Annotated in this window: 15 protein-coding genes; 7 read left to right on the top strand and 8 right to left on the bottom strand. The window is 41.6% G+C overall.

Features of this window, described 5'->3' with window-relative positions; translation table 11 throughout:
• Positions 1-204: 204 nt before the first annotated feature.
• Both BO48_RS09735 and BO48_RS09730 read right to left on the bottom strand, forming a co-directional pair.
• Positions 205-1,245, bottom strand: coding sequence for a GTPase domain-containing protein (locus tag BO48_RS09735; RefSeq protein ID WP_496367256.1), 1,041 nt, complete (start codon positions 1,243-1,245; stop codon positions 205-207).
• A 12-nt stretch (positions 1,246-1,257) separates the two neighbouring features.
• Positions 1,258-2,100, bottom strand: coding sequence for a DUF368 domain-containing protein (locus tag BO48_RS09730; RefSeq protein WP_496367255.1), 843 nt, complete (start codon positions 2,098-2,100; stop codon positions 1,258-1,260).
• Between the two features lie 155 nt (positions 2,101-2,255).
• Here BO48_RS09730 and BO48_RS09725 point away from each other — a divergent pair, with 155 nt between their 5' ends.
• From BO48_RS09725 to serA, 3 genes are all read left to right on the top strand, one after another.
• The gene (locus tag BO48_RS09725; protein ID WP_496367254.1) at positions 2,256-3,311 is read left to right on the top strand and encodes an AAA family ATPase; all 1,056 of its coding nucleotides are present in this window, start codon (positions 2,256-2,258) and stop codon (positions 3,309-3,311) included.
• An 81-nt stretch (positions 3,312-3,392) separates the two neighbouring features.
• A complete protein-coding gene (locus tag BO48_RS09720) occupies positions 3,393-4,529 on the top strand; it encodes a pyridoxal-phosphate-dependent aminotransferase family protein (protein ID WP_496367370.1) in 1,137 nt (378 codons plus the stop codon).
• Complete coding sequence (gene serA, locus BO48_RS09715) at positions 4,519-6,111, top strand: phosphoglycerate dehydrogenase (RefSeq protein WP_496367253.1); 1,593 nt, start codon at positions 4,519-4,521, stop codon at positions 6,109-6,111. The genes BO48_RS09720 and serA overlap by 11 nt, the downstream gene beginning before the upstream one ends.
• 54 nt (positions 6,112-6,165) lie before the next feature.
• Here the strand turns inward: serA and BO48_RS09710 are convergent, their stop codons facing one another.
• Entirely contained in the window at positions 6,166-7,266 is a 1,101-nt protein-coding gene (locus BO48_RS09710; protein ID WP_496367252.1) for an HAD family hydrolase, read from the bottom strand.
• A gap of 157 nt (positions 7,267-7,423) precedes the next feature.
• Between BO48_RS09710 and BO48_RS09705 the strand changes: the two genes are divergently transcribed.
• Genes BO48_RS09705 through BO48_RS09695 form a run of 3 tightly spaced genes read left to right on the top strand, consistent with a single transcriptional unit; the run spans position 7,424 to position 10,759 of the window.
• Complete coding sequence (locus BO48_RS09705; RefSeq protein ID WP_496367251.1) at positions 7,424-8,380, top strand: AAA family ATPase; 957 nt, start codon at positions 7,424-7,426, stop codon at positions 8,378-8,380.
• Positions 8,370-9,572 carry a DUF58 domain-containing protein gene (locus BO48_RS09700; RefSeq protein ID WP_496367250.1) on the top strand — a complete coding sequence of 401 codons (1,203 nt, stop codon included), beginning with the start codon at positions 8,370-8,372 and terminating at the stop codon, positions 9,570-9,572. Before BO48_RS09705 ends, BO48_RS09700 begins: the two co-directional genes overlap by 11 nt.
• Complete coding sequence (locus BO48_RS09695; RefSeq protein ID WP_496367249.1) at positions 9,569-10,759, top strand: hypothetical protein; 1,191 nt, start codon at positions 9,569-9,571, stop codon at positions 10,757-10,759. The genes BO48_RS09700 and BO48_RS09695 overlap by 4 nt, the downstream gene beginning before the upstream one ends.
• Positions 10,760-10,780: 21 nt before the next feature.
• On the opposite strand, the gene glnA is transcribed toward BO48_RS09695, so the two are convergent.
• From glnA to BO48_RS09670, 5 genes are all read right to left on the bottom strand, one after another.
• Entirely contained in the window at positions 10,781-12,118 is a 1,338-nt protein-coding gene (gene glnA / locus BO48_RS09690) for a type I glutamate--ammonia ligase (RefSeq protein WP_496367248.1), read from the bottom strand.
• Positions 12,119-12,139: 21 nt separating this feature from the next.
• Positions 12,140-12,469 (bottom strand): MerR family transcriptional regulator, encoded by a 330-nt coding sequence (locus BO48_RS09685; RefSeq protein WP_496367247.1) that lies wholly within the window; start codon positions 12,467-12,469, stop codon positions 12,140-12,142.
• A 230-nt stretch (positions 12,470-12,699) separates the two neighbouring features.
• Complete coding sequence (locus BO48_RS09680) at positions 12,700-14,046, bottom strand: sodium-dependent transporter (RefSeq protein ID WP_496367246.1); 1,347 nt, start codon at positions 14,044-14,046, stop codon at positions 12,700-12,702.
• A 134-nt stretch (positions 14,047-14,180) separates the two neighbouring features.
• A complete protein-coding gene (locus BO48_RS09675; RefSeq protein ID WP_496367245.1) occupies positions 14,181-16,538 on the bottom strand; it encodes an FdhF/YdeP family oxidoreductase in 2,358 nt (785 codons plus the stop codon).
• Between the two features lie 66 nt (positions 16,539-16,604).
• Positions 16,605-17,894 carry an L-lactate MFS transporter gene (locus BO48_RS09670; protein WP_496367244.1) on the bottom strand — a complete coding sequence of 430 codons (1,290 nt, stop codon included), beginning with the start codon at positions 17,892-17,894 and terminating at the stop codon, positions 16,605-16,607.
• Between the two features lie 198 nt (positions 17,895-18,092).
• Between BO48_RS09670 and BO48_RS09665 the strand changes: the two genes are divergently transcribed.
• Positions 18,093-18,599 (top strand): transposase (locus BO48_RS09665; protein ID WP_496367243.1); only part of this gene is annotated, 507 nt, incomplete at its 3' end.

The following is an 18,599-nucleotide window of genomic DNA, read 5'->3' as shown; positions in this document are numbered from 1 at the left end:
AAGCACTTTTCACTAATTATAATAAAGCGCTTTCACATAAAGTGTCAAGACTTTTGTGCAAACGATTGCATTAATTATTTTATTTATAATGTTGTATTATAAATATTATTATTGGTTTATCCTTTATAAATCAACGTTACAATGCAAACCTTTGCATTGATTTGGGTAATAAAAAAACAGACCTTTTCAGGTCTGTCCAATCAATTATATTTCTTTCAGCCGTGCTTCAAGTACGTCGCCTGCCAGATCATTCACCGCACGGACATATTCAAACACGCCCTTCAGCATCGGATAAACCGCTCTGACTCCCGCTTCTCCGAATGTCGATAATATGAATGTAATGACATTCAGTTTCCTTACTTTCAATACAGTCGAAATCAATGTTGTCAGCGGCCCTATCATCTTGCGGTAGTTGTTTTCAGCTTTATTACTTTCTTTCGCCTGATTGACAAAGTCAATGACACGCGGCATCCGTTCCCCAACCAGTTCGGCATCTTCTTCATCTATATGAAAATGACTTCTCGTTTTTTGTTCTATCGTTTTAAATTCCCTGCTTAAAAGGAGGTCTTTAAAACCTGGTGTCAGGAGCTTGGCCGCCAAAGCGTTGCTTTTTTTATTCAGGTATTTATTAAAGTATTTTGAGCTTTTAACACGCTTTTGGAATATTGCTTCTTTTGTCTCCAGATACTTTTCAATGGATGCCTTCAACTCTTCAATTCCATGATTGTCCCGCACACTGATAAAGTGGTATTTAAGCGGGTCGGTAATCACTTTCTTAAAAGTGACGTGGAGCTCGGAATTTTTCTCCTGCTGTAATAGCGACTGTTCATATTTCCCGGTGACATCGACCAGAGTGTCCAGCTTGCTGTAGATGAACGTCACTTTAATTTTATTCTTTGCAAGAAACCTGATTATTTTTTCATCTACATCTCTGATTTTCGATGAGAAGACATAAAGTACATGTTTCACTTTATATTTTTTCAAAAGTTTTTTATATTGTTTTGGTGAAAATTCAGTAGTGCCGACTCCCGGAAAATCGAGAAGCTCTCCTTTGTCTTTATAGGGGTAGCTGACGACATCCCTGGTTGCGTCGGTCTCTGTGGATATATGTGAATTCTCGCCTGTCAGGGCATTTACTAAAGCGCTCTTTCCTGCGTCAACCTGCCCTGCTACAGCGATTTTGTAGTCGATCGTGCTTTTCACATATTCAAAATAATCTTCCACCAATGGGTGTTGATCCGCCATCACATCACCTCATCATATACTTTGTTTATTTTTGCTGCCCATATATATACTTATTGACAAACCTGCCAATAATGAAACAATTGATGCTATAAAAGTACCCGTAGTTTCCGGCAGTCCCGGATAAATGGAAAATACTGAACCGAATAAAAGACCGATAATCATTGCATACATGAGGTATGTGTAATTTCTCAGTAAAAATTGAATGCCTCTGCTCGCCAGAAGCAGACCTGACACTATGCCGAGTCCGGTCGCTATCAGTAAGGGCACAACTTCAAAGTTTAGTGATGTAAATTCATTAATTGCTTTCATGATCATTGGATACGCACCTATTATCAGTAATACAAGCGACCCGGATATGCCCGGAAGTATCATTACCGATGAAGCCAGCATGCCGCTCAGAAATAACCCGGCAAGCAGCGGCAGCGACACATCAATGCTCTCTGCCGCTGCACGGCTTTCATTCATGGTCGACAACCAGTACAGCAGCAGCAATACAAAGCTCATCAATATATAATGTATCGTTTTAAACTCAGCTTTATAATTCGAAATCTTGAACATCATCGGTACGACGCCGAGGACCATCCCGATGAAAAACCAGTGTGTCGGTTTGGTATGTTCCGTCAGTAAATAATCCATCAATGATGACATCGTCAATATCGCAATGCCCATCCCGATTACCAGAGGTAAAAGAAATATTATTGATTTCTTATAGTGTTTTGACACAATATGGCCGATTGCGCCTAAAAATTGATCATATATTCCAAGCAGCAGTGCCATAGTACCGCTGCTCACTCCGGGGATGATCTCACAAATCCCCATTAAAAAACCTCTGAAGATGTTTATCCATTTAAACATTCTATTTCCTCACTCTTTATATCCTAAAATATCATGCATAATCAGTGGTGCCTTCATATTATAGAATGATTGTAGCACAAATAAAATTAAAATTTCATGAATTAGGAGTATAATGGAGTTGTTAACGCACTATATATCATTTAGGAGTTGTATACATGAAAAGTCTAGGCGTTTATTTTGGTACATTCGCTCCGTGTCATGTTGGACATTTCGAACAGATCATCCGTGCGAAAAGGGAGAATGATCATGCACTCGTCATTGTCAGCGGTTATGCGGGAGATCGCGGCGACGAACACGAGATGAATCTGAATCATCGCGTAAAAGCAATGAGACAGCTGTGTGCAGGAGATGAAAATGTCACCGTCCTTAAATTGGATGAAACTCATATCCCCAGGTATCCGAAAGGATGGAAATTATGGCTGGAAAAGATGGCCGATATCATTTCAGAAAATATGCCATATCGAATGGAGGACCTGGAGGATCTGACATTTTATGTCGGTGAAGAGGAATATATTGATCCGCTAAAAGTTTTTTACACAAAAAGTTGGAAAAATGTTTCGACGAATGTCATCCTTGTAGACAGACAAGTCCTTAAAATCAGCGGCACAAACATCAGAGAGTCCGCACTGATTAATTGGGACTACGTTACCCGGCCGTTCCGCCGATTCTTTGTTCAGAATGTTTTGGTTATCGGGGCGCCGGATACGGGTAAATCAAAGCTGGTACAGGATTTGGCAAGGCGTTATTCTACGAGTTATTCTGTTGAATATAAAAAAGATTATCAGGTGGAACATCAGGTCCATCCGGATGAACTCGATGTAAAAGATTTTCATGCGATCGGAATCGGACAGTTCGATATCAACAGAAAAAACATCCATTCACCTGCCACCAGGAAAGTTTTCTTTGCAGATACCGATGTTATGACCGCCAAAGTCATGACCAGGCTGTCTGATTCAAATGAAGCCTCAAACAGGCTGTACGATGTATTTGATTATTATATTCAACTCCAGAACTGGTCTTTAATATTATTATTGCCGCCGGCAGACGACGTTGAATATGACAACACGGTTTATAAAGAACTCCGAAAAGAGATTGAAAACAACGATCTTATGAATTTGACTCACGAATTAAGTGGCACATCGTACAAGGATATTTATCAGGAAGCACACTCCCTTGTAGATAAAATGCTTGCAGATGGCAAAGATAATTAGTAACATTATGTTTATTTTCTAAAAATTACGATATTATATACTTAAGCTTAATTATAGGAGGAATTCAGGTTGCAAAAGAAAATGTTAATGACTCCCGGTCCTACACCAATACCGGAAAATGTAAATCAGCGTATGGCTGAAGGAATGATTGGCCACCGCTCAAGTGATTTCACTGATTTAATGAACAGTATCAAGCCGAAAATCAAAGATGTTTTCGGAACAAAAGACGATGTGGTGATCTTATCGTCCAGCGGGACAAGTTCACTGGAAGCGGCGATGGTAAATTTAGCTGCCCCGGATGAAGATGTCGTAGTTATAGTAAGCGGTGCTTTTGGTGCACGTTTCCGTGCCATCGCTGAAACTTATCCGTATAACGTCCATACTTATGAAGTGGAATGGGGAGATGCGGTAGATCCTGAGCACTTCAAAGAATTTCTTTCAAAATTAGATAATATTAAAGTTGTGGTATCACAGGCTTGTGAGACATCCACTGCGGTTTTACACCCGATTACTGAAATCGGTCAGATCGTTAAAGATTATAATAAAGACGCGCTGTTTATCGTTGATGGAGTGAGCAGCGTCGGCGGTACAAAGTTCAATTTGGCAGAATCGAACATCGATTGTCTGATTTCAGGCAGCCAGAAAGCTTTAATGCTGCCTCCCGGACTTGCATTTGTAGCGATGAATCAAGCAGCAAAACAAAAAGTACAGAGCAATGATATTCCAAGATTTTATTTAGACTTGAATCAGTATTTCGATTCATTGGATAAAGATACTACACCTTTCACACCTGCAGTATCCCTGATACAAGGTTTAGAAACTGTGTTGGATTCAATCGCTGAAGAAGGGCTGGAAAATGTTTTTGAAAGACACTTGAAAATGAGAGATATGTTAAGAGCAGGTTTAGAAGCTCTGGATTTGGAACTCCTTGTGAAGGATGAGTTCGCATCGCCTACCGTTACAGCATTCAAATCCTCGTCTGATGAGCTTTCACACATCAAAGACGAGCTGAAAAATAACTTTGGTATAACGATAGCCGGCGGCCAAAAGCACCTGAAAGGCAAGATTTTACGTATCGGCCATATGGGGTACATGTTCCCTGCAGATATCATCGTCGTTCTAAGTGCAATGGAAGGGATATTAAGTAAATATCGTCAGAAAAACTATTATGGTAAAGCAATCACAAAAGCGCAGGAGGTATTTTTTAATGACTTATAAAGTTCTCGTTCTGGATCCGGTAAGTGAAGATGGTATCAGTGAGCTGATCCACCACCCGAACTATCAGGTGGACATCAATACAGGACTGACAGAAGATGAAATCGTGAAAATCGTTTATGACTATCATGCTGTTATCGTACGAAGTCAGACTCAAATCACAGAAAGAATCATTCAGCATGCACGCTCACTAAGAGTAGTCGCACGTGCCGGTGTCGGTGTGGATAATATCGATATCGATGCAGCGACTAAACTTGGGGTAATCGTTGTAAACGCACCGGATGGCAATACCATCTCCGCTACCGAGCACACTATGGCCATGATGCTCTCCCTTTCCAGAGACATACCTGAAGCGCATAAAGAACTGTCTGAAGGTGTGTGGAACCGCAGCGCACATAAAGGTGTCGAATTATACGGCAAGACTCTCGGCATCATCGGTCTTGGCAAAATCGGTTTCGGCGTTGCAAGACGCGCTCAAGTCTTCGGGATGAAAATAGTTGCTTTCGACCCTTATTTATCAGATGAAAAAGCAAAAGAATCAGAAATAGAAAAAATGGAAGTGGATGAGATTTCTAAAGTTGCTGACTTTGTTACAGTCCACACTCCGCTTACTCCACAGACGAAGGGCATTGTCGGCGAGGCTTTCTTTGAAAATTGTAAACCGAACCTCCGCCTGATCAACGTTGCACGCGGCGGCATCATCGATGAAGCAGACTTACTGACAGCTTTGAAAGAAGGTAAAATCGGCGGTGCAGCACTCGATGTATTCGAAGAGGAACCGCCTACTGATATGGAGTTACTTTCACATCCTAACGTTGTTGTTACACCTCACCTGGGCGCTTCAACAATAGAGGCACAGGAAAAGGTTGCAGTCAGCATTTCCCGGGAAATCATCCAGATACTCGAGAACAATACGATCATTCACGCAGTCAATGCACCGCGTATCAGTGAAAATATCAGCAAGGAACTGAAACCTTACATCAACATCTCGAGCCATATGGGTTCAGTCGGCATTCAATTGATGAACCAGCCGCCTAATGAAATCAGATTGAAGTACCACGGTGATATTGCCGTTGATGACACAAGCATGCTCACACGCTCATTTATCGCGAGCTTACTGAGCCCGCATTTCGGTGAAAGCGTAAATATCATCAACGCACTCTATTTCCTTCAGGAACAGGATGTCACTTACAAAGTTGAGAAAAAAGGAAAAACAAAAGGATATAATAACTACCTTGAAGTTGAATTATCCAACAATGAAGAAAATCTCGTTCTCGGCGCAAGCGTCCTCGATGGATATGGTGAACGTATCGTCAAAGTCGATGATTATCAGGTCGATATCAAACCGACAAGACATATACTCATCATCAATCATATCGACCGTCCGGGCGTCATTGGTGACATGGGAGCCATTCTCGGCAAACATTCAGTCAATATCGCCAGCATGCAGCTCGGCAGATCCAATGAAGGCGGCGCTGCTCTGCTATCACTGTCTCTCGATTCAGCAGTGAGCGAAGCAGCTTTGGAAGATTTGAAGAGCATAGATGGATTCAAAAATGTACGCCAAGTGGATTTACAACTATAGTAAAACGAAAAGCACCGCAGAAATTAAAATTTCTGCGGTGCTTTTATTTTTAATTTATTTAACCATGCTTTCAACATGCAGGACATCCGGCACGAGATTGTCTCTTGAAACGCCGAGGTCTGTAAATGTCGGGATGATATCATCCCCGGTCAAACCTGTCAGTGTTCCTATGAATTCAACTTCCATCTTCTCAGAACAGAAATAATCCGCTACTGAATCACCGACAACATAAACTTTCGCTTCAGAGATATTTTCTCCTTTGACGGACTCTGTAAAGTATTCTTCACTGTGTTCGTAAAGTGTCCACAGGTAGCTGTAAGGGTGTGGTTTGGACAATTGACGGTCCACCCCTTCTCTCGCTTCCGCTTCTTTAACTTCAGAAGCAGTGGAGATTCTCTGATCCTCAAAATATTTAAGCAGCCCTGCAGCTTCAAAAGGGATAAGGGTTTCTTCTCTTGAACGACCTGTAGCAATACCGATCGTCTTATCCGCATCCAGCAGATTTTTCAGCATTGTTTCGATTTTATCAACCGGAGCAAGCCATTCTTCCTGATGAAGGAAACCTTCTTTATCGCCTTCTATAGGAAGTTCGCTGTCCTTCATTTTCATTCTTTCACTGCCCAGGTACCATTCCTGGTAGATGTGCTGGCCTAAATGCCATAGTTTACTATTTGTTTTAAAATCGTCTTTTTCATTTAAGAATTTCAATGAAGTTGCGTAGTTTACAAGACCTTCGTAAATTGTTTCTTTAGTGTATTCATCACCATCAAGAAACTCTAAAACTTGACTGTAGTCAGGCTCAGCATCGCCCAACATTTCGCCCATCTCATAAAGGTTGTTAATATTGACATTACTTATATTGATACCTGAGTCTTTCAGCAGGTTGATATAAATAATCGAGAACGATATGTATAACATGTCCCAGTTAGAGTTTAATCCCATTTCTTTATAACGACTCAACACTTTATCGTCTAAAAAGATTTTACTTCTAATTTCTGCAATTTCTTCATCTGTATAAGACGTTTTAAATTTTTCCTGAGTCAAATTTAAATATCTTGGATTAAAAAGCAGTTCATGTACAGACAATGCAGCTACATCAAAACATCTTTCTTCACTTAAAAATACTCCATCAACGTCAAAAATTACAACGGACATAATGCGCCTCCTTCAAAGCGGGTTTCGTCTATTATTTATATTAAAGTTTCTCACATTAACGGCTAAATGTCGAACACTATTACTATTAATCTTTTTCATCGCCTGAAGGCTCTGATATACTATTAACTGAATTTACAAATAAAGGGGATGATTCATAGTGGCTCTTACATATTTAGATGATTTGAAAAAAGAAATCGGCAAAGTGATTGTCGGCCAGGAAGAAGTAGTGGATCTTATTTTCATCAGTATTATCCAAAAGGGGCATATACTGTTTGAAAGTGTACCGGGAACCGGTAAAACCGTCCTGTCAAAATCCATCTCACAGGTGATGGGCGGAGACTTTTCCAGAGTTCAATTCACACCGGATGTCCTTCCAACCGACATCACCGGCATGAACATATATAATCCAAAGACAAAGGAATTCGAACTGCAGCTCGGCCCTGTAAAAACAAACATTCTGCTGGCGGATGAAATCAACCGCGCCACACCGCGTACACAATCAGCACTGCTTGAAGTGATGGAGGAGGGGCAGGTCACCGTCGACGGCAAAACATACCCGATTGAGGAACCGTTCATTGTGCTCGCAACACAAAATCCGATTGAATCCAAACAGGGGACATTCGATTTACCAGAAGCCCAGATGGACCGTTTCTTTTTAAAAATAGACCTCGGCTACCCTTCATTTGAAAATGAACGGCTGATGCTTGATCTTCACAGGAATAAAAAGATACATGCCGCAATAGAACAGGTGCTGACTTTGGAAACAATCAAAGAGATACAGGATACGGCTGGTCAAATAGAGGTTAATGATACCGTTAAAGATTATATAATCGACCTCGTTCATCAGACACGCAATCATGAACATATTGAACTCGGTGCCTCACCCCGCGGGACAATCGCTCTGATGCAGGCAAGCATCGGGACTGCTTTGATTAATGGAAGAGACTATGTGACGCCCGATGATGTAAAATATATCGCGCCTTATGTTCTCTCCCACCGAATCGTCCTCAATATCGAAGGAATGACTGTGACGAATCACGACGAAGTCATTAATACTATTCTAAACCAGACAAAAGTGCCGGTTGAGTATGGAGTCACACGGGATGAGGTATAGAGTCGTCCATACGGAGTCTAAAATTGGAGTCATACTATTTTTCATAATCGCTGTGATGATTGTATTCAATCTTTTATTCACAGTGGATTTAAATGGATGGCTCCAGCTGATTATAGGGATTGTCATTACAATGACCGGTCTGAACTTCATTTACGAAAAATACGCTGCTGACCGCCTGACGGTGGAAGTCTTCCCCAGAGATATCAGAAAATATAAAGGGCAGGAAGGCACTTTGCAATTAAAAATCATTCAAAGAGGATGGCTTCCCATCTTATCGGCACGAATAAATATCTCTGCCGGTGATGATATTAAATTTTATAATGACCAGGCTCTGAAAATCAGAAATGTTACAGAAAATAATTTTATGTTCACAGTATTTCCCAGGAAATCCACGATAATAGAAGTGCCTTTCGAAGCGAAAAACCGGGGTATGAGCAAAATTATAAATACTAGAATCAGCATTCCCCGTCTTTTCGGATTCGGTGATATCAGACTCGAACAAATCGGCCATTCAAACCATGAAATACTCGTCTATCCCGACCGTTACGCACTCCATAACCAGCCTATAAAAGCTAAAATCGAACAGGGTTTATATTTGGAAAAGAATACTTTATTCCATGACCCGCTGCTCGCAAACGGCAGCAGACCTTATGAAAGGACGGACAGTCTGCGGGATGTCCACTGGAAACTCAGCGCACGCAGCGGCGAATTGATGACAAAACAATACGAAAAGACGACCCGCATGTCCTGGTTGTTTTTAATAAACCTGCGGTCGGAGAAATCGTTCGCGCCTCCGAATAATATTGAAATCATCTTTGAAAAATTGGCATTTATATTTGGAGAGATTACAAAAAAGAATATTCCTTTTAAATTAATGGCCAACATGCGCACTTTTGATCAGGATCATTTTTACACCATTCCGGAAAGTTCCGGGAAATTGCATTACAGAACAATACTTGAAGCATTGGCGCGTATTAAAACTGTCACATATACAATCAGCTTTGACCGTTTCCTGAAATTTGTACAACAGACTGAAAAAACGCCGACTCATATCATCTTTACGGGGGAAGCCGATGCTTTGATGGTAAAAGAACTGCAAATGTATATCGACAGAGGCACGGTCATCTATCAGTTGAATGAACATGGTCTGGAACCTTTTAAGCTGAGCACGTTAAAGGGGGCCGGCAAATGAGTTTCTTAAAATATCACTCGTCATTTTTAAGTGTTTTTCTTGTTGAAATGGCTTTTATTCTAATGGTCTACCTATTTTTAAATATTCATAATGCGGCAGATGACAGAAATAATGTACTCATTTTTCTTATAGTTGTCGTGGCCCACTATGTAATCAGTCATTTGCTGCTCTTGAAGTTACCATCAAAATACATTTATGTTTTAACACCCGTGACATTTATCATTCTAATGTTCACAGGAGATTATTTTCTGTCTGCATTATTAATCAGCACTTTACCCGTATGGCGTCTGGAGCAGCTCTACTACAATGTATCTGACACGCTCGCGCCCCTCGCTATACTCACATCATTGATATGGCTCATCATCATCACCATGCTTTCAACAGCGCAAGTCGATGAGAACTTAAGTACATTCAATATAATTTTTGTGATTGCAGTAATGGGATATATCGTGAGCAAGATTATCAGCCTTGCCATGGACAGCGGCTATGGTCTGCCGGCATATTTAAAAGTGATTTCAATTTTCACTGCACTATTTCTAGTGATTTCATTTTCAATCGGATATATATATAAATTCATTATATACGGCTTAAGCTACGTAGTGATTTTTCTGCTGAATGCATTTGTTTTTCTGCTGAGACCTGTCTTTGCATTTTTAGAAAATGTTGAGCTGGATTATCCCGATAAATTATTCGAAGAAGAGGAAACTGAACTGGATGGATATGAGTCACCTGAAGAAATCGTCTCATCTACCAATCAGATCTTGAATATTCCATTCGGCCCGATCATCATCGCGGCAGTTATCATCGCAGTCATCGTTTGCATCTATTTTTATTTTAAAAACCGGGATGTTGTCACAGAAGAAAAATCAGCGAGCAGTAAAAATACTTTTGCTGACAGGACTAAAACATATAAACCACAAAATAAAAAAGCACCTGCCGACAAAGTCCGCAGGATGTACTTTAATTTTGAGAAATGGGCCTACTCAAACGGATACGGCAGATACCACGATGAGACAATTGAACAATGGTTCAAACGACTGTCACTCGAGGATTATACTTCCATCTCCAAACTTCAGCATTATCAAAAAATGCGTTATAAGGACAAGGTGTTATCGGATGAAGAGTTCAAATTACTGAAAAATGATATTAAAGAATTTAAAGATATACTCAGAAAAAAGCCTGATTGATTTCAATCAGGCTTTTTTCTATTAATAATGATTCAAATACTGTTTAATTTCCCAATCTGACACCTGGGCACGGTACATATCCCACTCGATGCTTTTGTTGCTGTGAAACTGTCTTGAAATGTGAGGTCCCAGCGCCTCCTGAACAACCGTGTCCTCTTTCAATGCCTTAAGAGCTGTATACAGCGTCGACGGCAGATCTTCCACCCCGACCGCTTCCCTTTCTTCCCGTGTCATTTCATACAGATTCAGATTAACCGGTTCCGGCAGGTTCATTTTATTCTTAATGCCGTCCAGTCCTGACTTCAAGATGACGGCAAGTGCAAGATATGGGTTCGCCGCCGGATCGACAGAACGGACTTCAGCCCTTGTCGATAATTTTCTGGATGACGGTATTCGGAGCAGCGGTGAACGGTTTTTACCGCTCCATGCAATATAGCTTGGCGCTTCATAACCGGGTACCAGCCTCTTATATGAATTTACAATCGGATTGCAGACCGCAGTAAAACCTCTCGCATGCCTCAATATTCCGGCCATGAAATAACGCATGTCCGCACTCAGACCCATATCATCACTTTCATCATAAAAGGCATTCTCTTTTCCTTTGAACAATGATACATTGAAGTGCATGCCGCTTCCGTTAAGACCATGAAGCGGTTTAGGCATGAATGTCGCATGAAGATTATGCTTTCTGGCAACTGTTTTGACAATGAGTTTAAAGGTCTGTATATTGTCACAGGCACTGACAGCATCTTCATATTTAAAATCGATTTCATGCTGACCTTCTGCAACCTCATGGTGCGAGGCCTCAACATCAAAACCCATGTCCTCAAGCTCAAGAACGATATCACGTCGGCAATTCTCACCTAAATCCGTTGGTGCTAGATCAAAATAGCCACCCCGATCATTCAATTCGGTTGTCGGGTGACCATTTTCATCCAGTTTAAATAAAAAGAATTCCGGTTCAGGTCCGAGGTTGAACGAAGTATAGCCCATATCTTCCATTTCTTTCAATACTCTTTTTAAATTTGTTCGCGGATCCCCTTCAAAAGGTTCATTATCAACAGTGTAGATATCACATATCAATCTTGCGACTTTTCCCTTGCCTGCAGTCCATGGAAATATTGACCATGTCGCCAGATCAGGTTTCAAATACATATCTGATTCTTCGATTCTTACAAACCCCTCTATGGAAGAACCATCAAACATCATTTCGCCATCGAGCGCTTTATCCAGCTGTCTTAAAGGTACTTCCACATTTTTAACTGTGCCCAGTATATCAGTAAACTGCAGTCTGATATATCTCACGTTTTCACTTTCTGCTATGCGCTTGATGTCTTCCCTTGTGTAATTGTGCTTCATCCATTCACTCTCCTCTGCTTTTTAGAAAAATCTTGATAAATCTCCACGATTCGGCAGTGTCCTGTTCAATTCCTTGTAATTCAAAATGCCTTCAGTCGGGTGATTCTCATCTTTAATCAGAAGCTCTCCAGTCCTTTTCATTGTAAAACCTTTTTCCATCAACTCTCTGATGGTCAACAGTTTTTCAAGATCATTCATTGAAAACTGACGGTGATTCCCTTCGCTCCTTGATGGTACAATCAGGCCTTTTGTCTCATAATAGCGTATTTGTCGTGCTGTCAGACCCGTCAGTTTCATCGCGGATAACATTGGGAATACGGGAGTACTTCTTCGATTTTTATCATTGTTCATGAGCACCACTCCAACTATAAAAAAATAATAACACAACTTTTTTCATATACATAATCGATGTCAGATTATCTGACATCTGTATTATTATATAGAAAATCTACTTCACAGCATAGGATTTTTCTTCATCTCTTTTTTTCAGGTCCCGCCCTCTAAATGCATCACGGCGACCTCCTTGTGAAGAAATAGAAAAGGTGTTAACCATTTAAGATTAACACCCTGTTTGTGATTATTTAAAAGAAATTGACAATGTTCATTATGAACACTAAAACGATAATGATCGGCAATATGAATTTAAGCAGGAAAATCCACGCTTTGAACAATGGATACATCGCACTGTTCTCTCTGACACCGACCTGATTCCTAATGACCGAATGCTCCAGTATATAACCGACAAATATCGATGAAATGAGAGCGTTCAGTGGCAGGATCATATTCGATACAAGAAAATCCACATTATCAAATATTGTTCCCGCAAAGAACTGTACATTATTCAGCACACCTTCAGACAGTGCAGATGGCATACCTACGATAAATACGATCAGACCAAAAACATAGGCCATGATTTTTCTCTTATTTTCATTGCCCTTAATCGCATTCGCCACGTTGATCTCAATCATGGAGATTGCCGACGTCAGCGTTGCAAATAAAAATGCAATCAGGAACAAAATATAGAACACATTACCTAAAGCAATTTCGCTGAATACCTGCGGCAGAACAATAAAGATCAGTCCCGGGCCGAAGACATTTTCCATTTCAAACGATGCAATCGCAGGGAATATTGCCAGCCCTGCCATGATCGAAATCGTTACATTCATAAGCACAATATAAAGTGCCGACTTGGTCAGGTTATGTGTATTGTCCAGATAAGACGCATATGTGATCATTGTCGTCGCACCGATACTTAATGCGAAGAATGACTGCCCCAAAGCATAAAGCACAGCCTCGGCGTTGATATTTTCAAATGAAGGCGTTAAAAAGAATTCTACCCCTTCCATTGCGTTCGGCAAGGTCAATGAACGGATAATAATTATTAAAAACAGAATGAATAATAAAGGCATCATTATTTTAGATGCACGTTCAAGCCCTTTTTGTACACCTTGCGCAACGATGAAAACAGTAAGTAATAAGAATACACCCTGCCCTGCGATTGCATAGAACGGATTTGTAACAATCTGGCCAAACATCCCTTCATAGTCTGAAATCGGCAGTATTCCGACAGTATTGATAAAAGCTACGAAAAGATAAAGTAATATCCAGCCTCCGATGACACTGTAAAATGACAGAAGCAGAATAACCGCTATGTTACCGCTCCAGCCAAACAGGCGGAACCATTTTTTACCACCAAGATATTCAAAGCTTTCTATTGGATTCCGGCCGCCGGCACGTCCGATGACAAATTCCGATAACAGTAATGGCAGACCGACCACTAAAGTGAACAGCAGAAACATAAGCAGGAACGCCCCGCCGCCATGTTCAGCAGTCATGTAGGGAAAGCGCCACAGTGCTCCCAGCCCTATTGCAGACCCGGCTGCAGCCAATATAAAACCAATTTTAGAACCCCATTGAGATTTCTCCAAATCTTTCCCTCCTGAATAAAAAATATATAGAACGTTTTCATATATTAGCATAGAAACATTATTTTGAATAGTGCAATAAAACAATAATAATAACAAAAGCCGACCTCACGGGCCGGCTGAAATATTCATAAGATTTAGTTAGGGTTATCCTCTAAATCAGGGATTGGTCTTTCATAATACTGACGGTCTTTATTTGCGTTGAAGTGGTCTGCTTTTTCCACTTTGATATCAGTCACATAGTCAGGCATTTCAACGAAGTTTTCGTAAATACCTTTCTCAACGAGGTAGTTTCCTTCAGGGAAGTGGACACCAACGTTGCCGTCCCTGATATCAGCGTGCTGGACAAAGCCCTGGAATACGCCGTTCTTATTGTACAGAACAACCGCTTCTCCTTCTTCAAGACCTTGTTTATACGCATCGTTCTCACTCATCAGAACACTGTAGCGCCCCATATGGTTGAATGCGTCAGTGTCGCCGTAGACCATTGAGTTGAACTGTTTTCCGCGGCGCATAAGGAGTTTGAATTCCCCTGCTTTTGCATTGTTATCCGGGATATCCATACTGATCAGGTTGCCACGGCCGTCCGGCGTCGGACATACGCCGCCTTCACATAACCATGCACCGCCGTACTGGTATACGTCGCCGGCTTTCTTCAAGTACTGGACACCGTCGTACTGAGGGTTTGCCACTGCAATCTCATTACGGATTTCCTGACCGGATTTAAAGTCGATCAGATGTGCGTTTTCAGGCTTCACACGTTTAGCAAGATCGATATATATCTTCCACTCACTGCGTGCCTCTGCAATACGGTTACGGTTCCCTTCAATTTCAGGTGAGAAATAGATCATTCTCTCAGTGGAAGTTGACAGACCGCCGCCATCTTGTTCATAGCGTGTTTTTGCAGGCAGTACGACAACCGCTTCTTTTGCATCCAGCAAGGTGGATGTATTCAGGATAATATCCTGGTGAACACGGATATCCAGGTTCTCAAGAGCATCTTTTACGAAGTCCGGGTCCGGCATCGTTTCAAGGAAGTTACCACCTGACATATAGTAAAGCTTTAATTTTTTCTCGTTATCTTCAGGGAGCATCGCGTTTTCAATCGTTACGCCGACTGAGTCTCCAGGCCACTTAGGCAGTTCAAAGTCCCATACTTTTTCAATTCTTTCAGTGTTGACTTCATCATAATCGCCGCCAGGTAATGAGAATGGATCTGCGCCCATCTCGCCTGAACCTTGAACACTTGAGTGTCCACGAAGCGGCATAAGACCATTGTACTTGCGTCCAAGCCAGCCGCGCAGTAATCCAAGGTTGGCAACTTGTGAAATGTTGTCTGTTGCATGTTTGTGCATTGTAAGTCCAAGCGCCCAGACCATAACACCGTTTTTGGATTGTGCGAGCAGGTTACTGAGCTCAATAATTCTTTCTTTAGTGATCCCTGATGATTTCACAATTTCTTCCCATGACTGTTTTTGTACAGTTTCTCTGAGTTCTTCGTAATTATTTACATGCTCACGAACGAACTCATGGTTCACAGCAGAACCTTCGACTTCATCTTCCATATCGAACCAGTGCTTCATGACACCATGCATTAACGCTATGTCTCCGCCGATGTTCACTTCGTAGAAATCATCTGCAAGTTTAGTACCGAATAATGCAGATTCTACGACTGAAGGTACCCAGTAGTTTTCCATCGCAGGTTCTTTATAAGGGTTGATTACAATAATTTTAGTTCCACGCTTTTTAGCTTCCATCATGTATTTAGTGGAGACCGGGCTCGCATTTGAAGCAACACTTCCCCAGAATACCAATACATCCGTACCAAGCCAGTCCTGATAGTTACAAGTAGAAGCACCGACGCCGACGGAGCGTTTCAATGCAGATTTACTCGGTGAATGGCAGATTCTTGAAGCGTTGTCTATGTTGTTCGTCTCAAGGTAACGCGCTGTTTTTGCAGCCACATAGTATGACTCGTTAGTGATACCGCGGCTCGTTAAGTAAAATGCATACTGCTTCGGATTAAGCTTTTTCATCTTGTCGGCAATAGTACCCATTGCTTCGTCCCATGAAATTCTCGTGAATTTGTTCTCACCTTTACGGCGGATCATCGGGTAAGGTATACGGCCTAATTCTCTCAGCTCTGAAGAATCGAGTTTTCTGAGCTCATTGATGTCCTGGTGCAGTATTTTCGGTTCAATAGGTGGTGCCGTATTCAGTCTTAAGACGTTGAAACGTGTCGTACAAACGTGCGGCCCTGTTAAAGTCTGGTCCTGAAGACCGCCCACACCTAATGCACATCCGTCACAAACACCTTTTAAAATTATATTTTTTGCATAGTTCAAGTTGTCTTTGTTTTTCCATGCAACTTTTGCTGAATCTATAATATGTCTTGGTTTAACTTTTGTGAATCCAAAAGGTACAGGGCTGACCCATAAACTGGTGTCCCATTTTTTTGTTTTTTTTATAGGACCCGGGTGTAAAGTTTTACCCATTTATGACACTCCTTTTATCCATAGTACATTTATTATACATTAAGTTTATATGTTTAAAAAGGATATTTACTCAGCTGTCTGCGGTTTATCTTGTACAGTTTGTGAACTTTCTCTCATCTGAGTTGTCTTGTCTTTCAGCTTTTTAATATCCACTCTGATCAACAGTGAGATAGCCAGGGCAACGACAAACATCGCTGTAAATATATACAGTGTCAGCGTATAGCTTGCTGTTGCTTCGTATAGTTCCGCAACTATGAATGGTCCCGCAAGACCTGCTGCAGCCCACGCTGTCAGTATATAACCATGAATTGCACCCAGTTGCTTCGTTCCAAAAATATCTCCTATATACGCTGGTATTGCAGAGAAGCCTCCGCCGTAACAGGAAATCATAATGAATAATAAAAGGGCAAACAAGTACTCGTTTGTCACTACCGGAAGTATTGCAAACACTCCTATCTGAATGACAAAAAATATTGTGTAAAGATTCGGACGGCCGATATAATCTGAAATCGATGCCCATATGAGTCTGCCGCCTCCGTTAAAGACACCCATAATCCCGACGATAAGTGCTGCGGCGCCGACTGTAATACCCGTAATCTCCTGAGCCATTGGACTTGCCACTGCCAAAATAGCGATTCCACAAGTGACATTAATAAATAACATCAGCCAAAGGAAATAGAACCTCTTTGTCTTGACCGCCTCATTTGCCGTCAGCTGGACAAGGTCCTCTTTTACTTCTTTAGGTGAGGCATCTGCATTTTTCATTCCTTCCGGCACATAGCCTTCATGCGGTTTTTCCAGATATAGACTGGATGCCAGCATCACTACAAAATAAATCGCAGCAAGTATGTAAAATGTTGCAGCTATGCTGAATTCATTCATCAAAAATTCCATTGCCGGCGATGCGATCATCGCAGCAAAACCAAAGCCCATGATTGCAAGCCCTGTCGCCATCCCTCTTCTGTCCGGAAACCATTTGACAAGTGTCGAGACCGGCGTAATATAACCTATCCCGAGGCCAATACCGCCAAAAACACCATAACCCAGGTATAACAGCCATAAACTTTCAATTTGTACTGCAAATCCGGCCATCGCCATACCGACTGCAAAAAATGTTGTCGATACCATCCCCGATGCTCTGGGCCCATACTTTTCCACGAAATGTCCCATAAAGGCTGCGGAAAGCCCTAAAAATAAAATTGCCAGACTGAATGTGAATGATACATCTGACAGTGACCAGCCAATCGATTCCTGCAGCGGACCTGTAAAGACGCTCCATGCATAAACGGAACCGATGGATATATGTATCCCGACACCCGCAAGTGCAATCAGCCAGCGATTTTTGTTCACTTCCATTTCATTACCCCCGTAAGCTTAAAAATTTACATTAAATATACTTATCCCTGAATTATTCATAGAAAAATACTAACAGGCAATTAACGCCGGTTTCATTGGCTTTTCAAGCGAATGCCCATGCACTTGAAAAGTGAAAAAAGAACCCATTTCTGATAAGGTTAAATCACCACAAAATAACCAAAAGAAAGGGTTCTTATAATGGCTACTTTATCGCAAATCTCATTGGATTTCAATCGCAAGATCAAACTCTCAAACGACGGCGGTGCACTTTCATCGGATACGGGTAGTTTCCTCTTCCGGGAGTTCGATGAAACACTCGGTTTCTCTAAAACCATCGCTGAGCATCTGCACCTGAAAGACAACCGTCTGTACCACATCCATTCCAATGCGCATCTGATGCGTCAGAAACTGTATCAGATGATTGCCGGCTATGCAGCAGATGACAGTGCCGACCATCTGACGTCAGACCCGGTGTTTACACAGATACTCGGCGCCGATACATTGGCGTCGCAGCCGAGTCTATCCCGTTTCTGGGAGCGTTTTGATGATGCAGCCATCGAGCAGTTGGATTGCGCCAATCAGGCACTGTTGGATAAAGTTCACGCCCATCGTCAGTCTGAGGCGCTCATCATTGACTTGGATTCGACCCATGCAGATACATACGGTGCACAGGAAGATGCCGCCTACAATACGCATTACAATACG

The organism is Lacicoccus kunmingensis DSM 17847, assembly GCF_059568765.1.
The sequence above is the reverse complement of the archived record's forward strand: the minus strand, read 5'-3'. Positions and strand labels throughout refer to the sequence as shown.

Coding starts and splice junctions, on each gene's coding strand:
- BO48_RS09730 (WP_496367255.1), bottom strand. CDS start 2,100: ATGTTTAAATGGATAAACATCTTCAGAGGTTTTTTAATGGGGATTTGT.
- glnA (WP_496367248.1), bottom strand. CDS start 12,118: ATGAAGCACAATTACACAAGGGAAGACATCAAGCGCATAGCAGAAAGT.
- BO48_RS09675 (WP_496367245.1), bottom strand. CDS start 16,538: ATGGGTAAAACTTTACACCCGGGTCCTATAAAAAAAACAAAAAAATGG.
- serA (WP_496367253.1), top strand. CDS start 4,519: ATGACTTATAAAGTTCTCGTTCTGGATCCGGTAAGTGAAGATGGTATC.
- BO48_RS09725 (WP_496367254.1), top strand. CDS start 2,256: ATGAAAAGTCTAGGCGTTTATTTTGGTACATTCGCTCCGTGTCATGTT.
- BO48_RS09710 (WP_496367252.1), bottom strand. CDS start 7,266: ATGTCCGTTGTAATTTTTGACGTTGATGGAGTATTTTTAAGTGAAGAA.
- BO48_RS09700 (WP_496367250.1), top strand. CDS start 8,370: ATGAGGTATAGAGTCGTCCATACGGAGTCTAAAATTGGAGTCATACTA.
- BO48_RS09685 (WP_496367247.1), bottom strand. CDS start 12,469: ATGAACAATGATAAAAATCGAAGAAGTACTCCCGTATTCCCAATGTTA.
- BO48_RS09695 (WP_496367249.1), top strand. CDS start 9,569: ATGAGTTTCTTAAAATATCACTCGTCATTTTTAAGTGTTTTTCTTGTT.
- BO48_RS09735 (WP_496367256.1), bottom strand. CDS start 1,245: ATGGCGGATCAACACCCATTGGTGGAAGATTATTTTGAATATGTGAAA.
- BO48_RS09720 (WP_496367370.1), top strand. CDS start 3,393: ATGTTAATGACTCCCGGTCCTACACCAATACCGGAAAATGTAAATCAG.
- BO48_RS09670 (WP_496367244.1), bottom strand. CDS start 17,894: ATGGAAGTGAACAAAAATCGCTGGCTGATTGCACTTGCGGGTGTCGGG.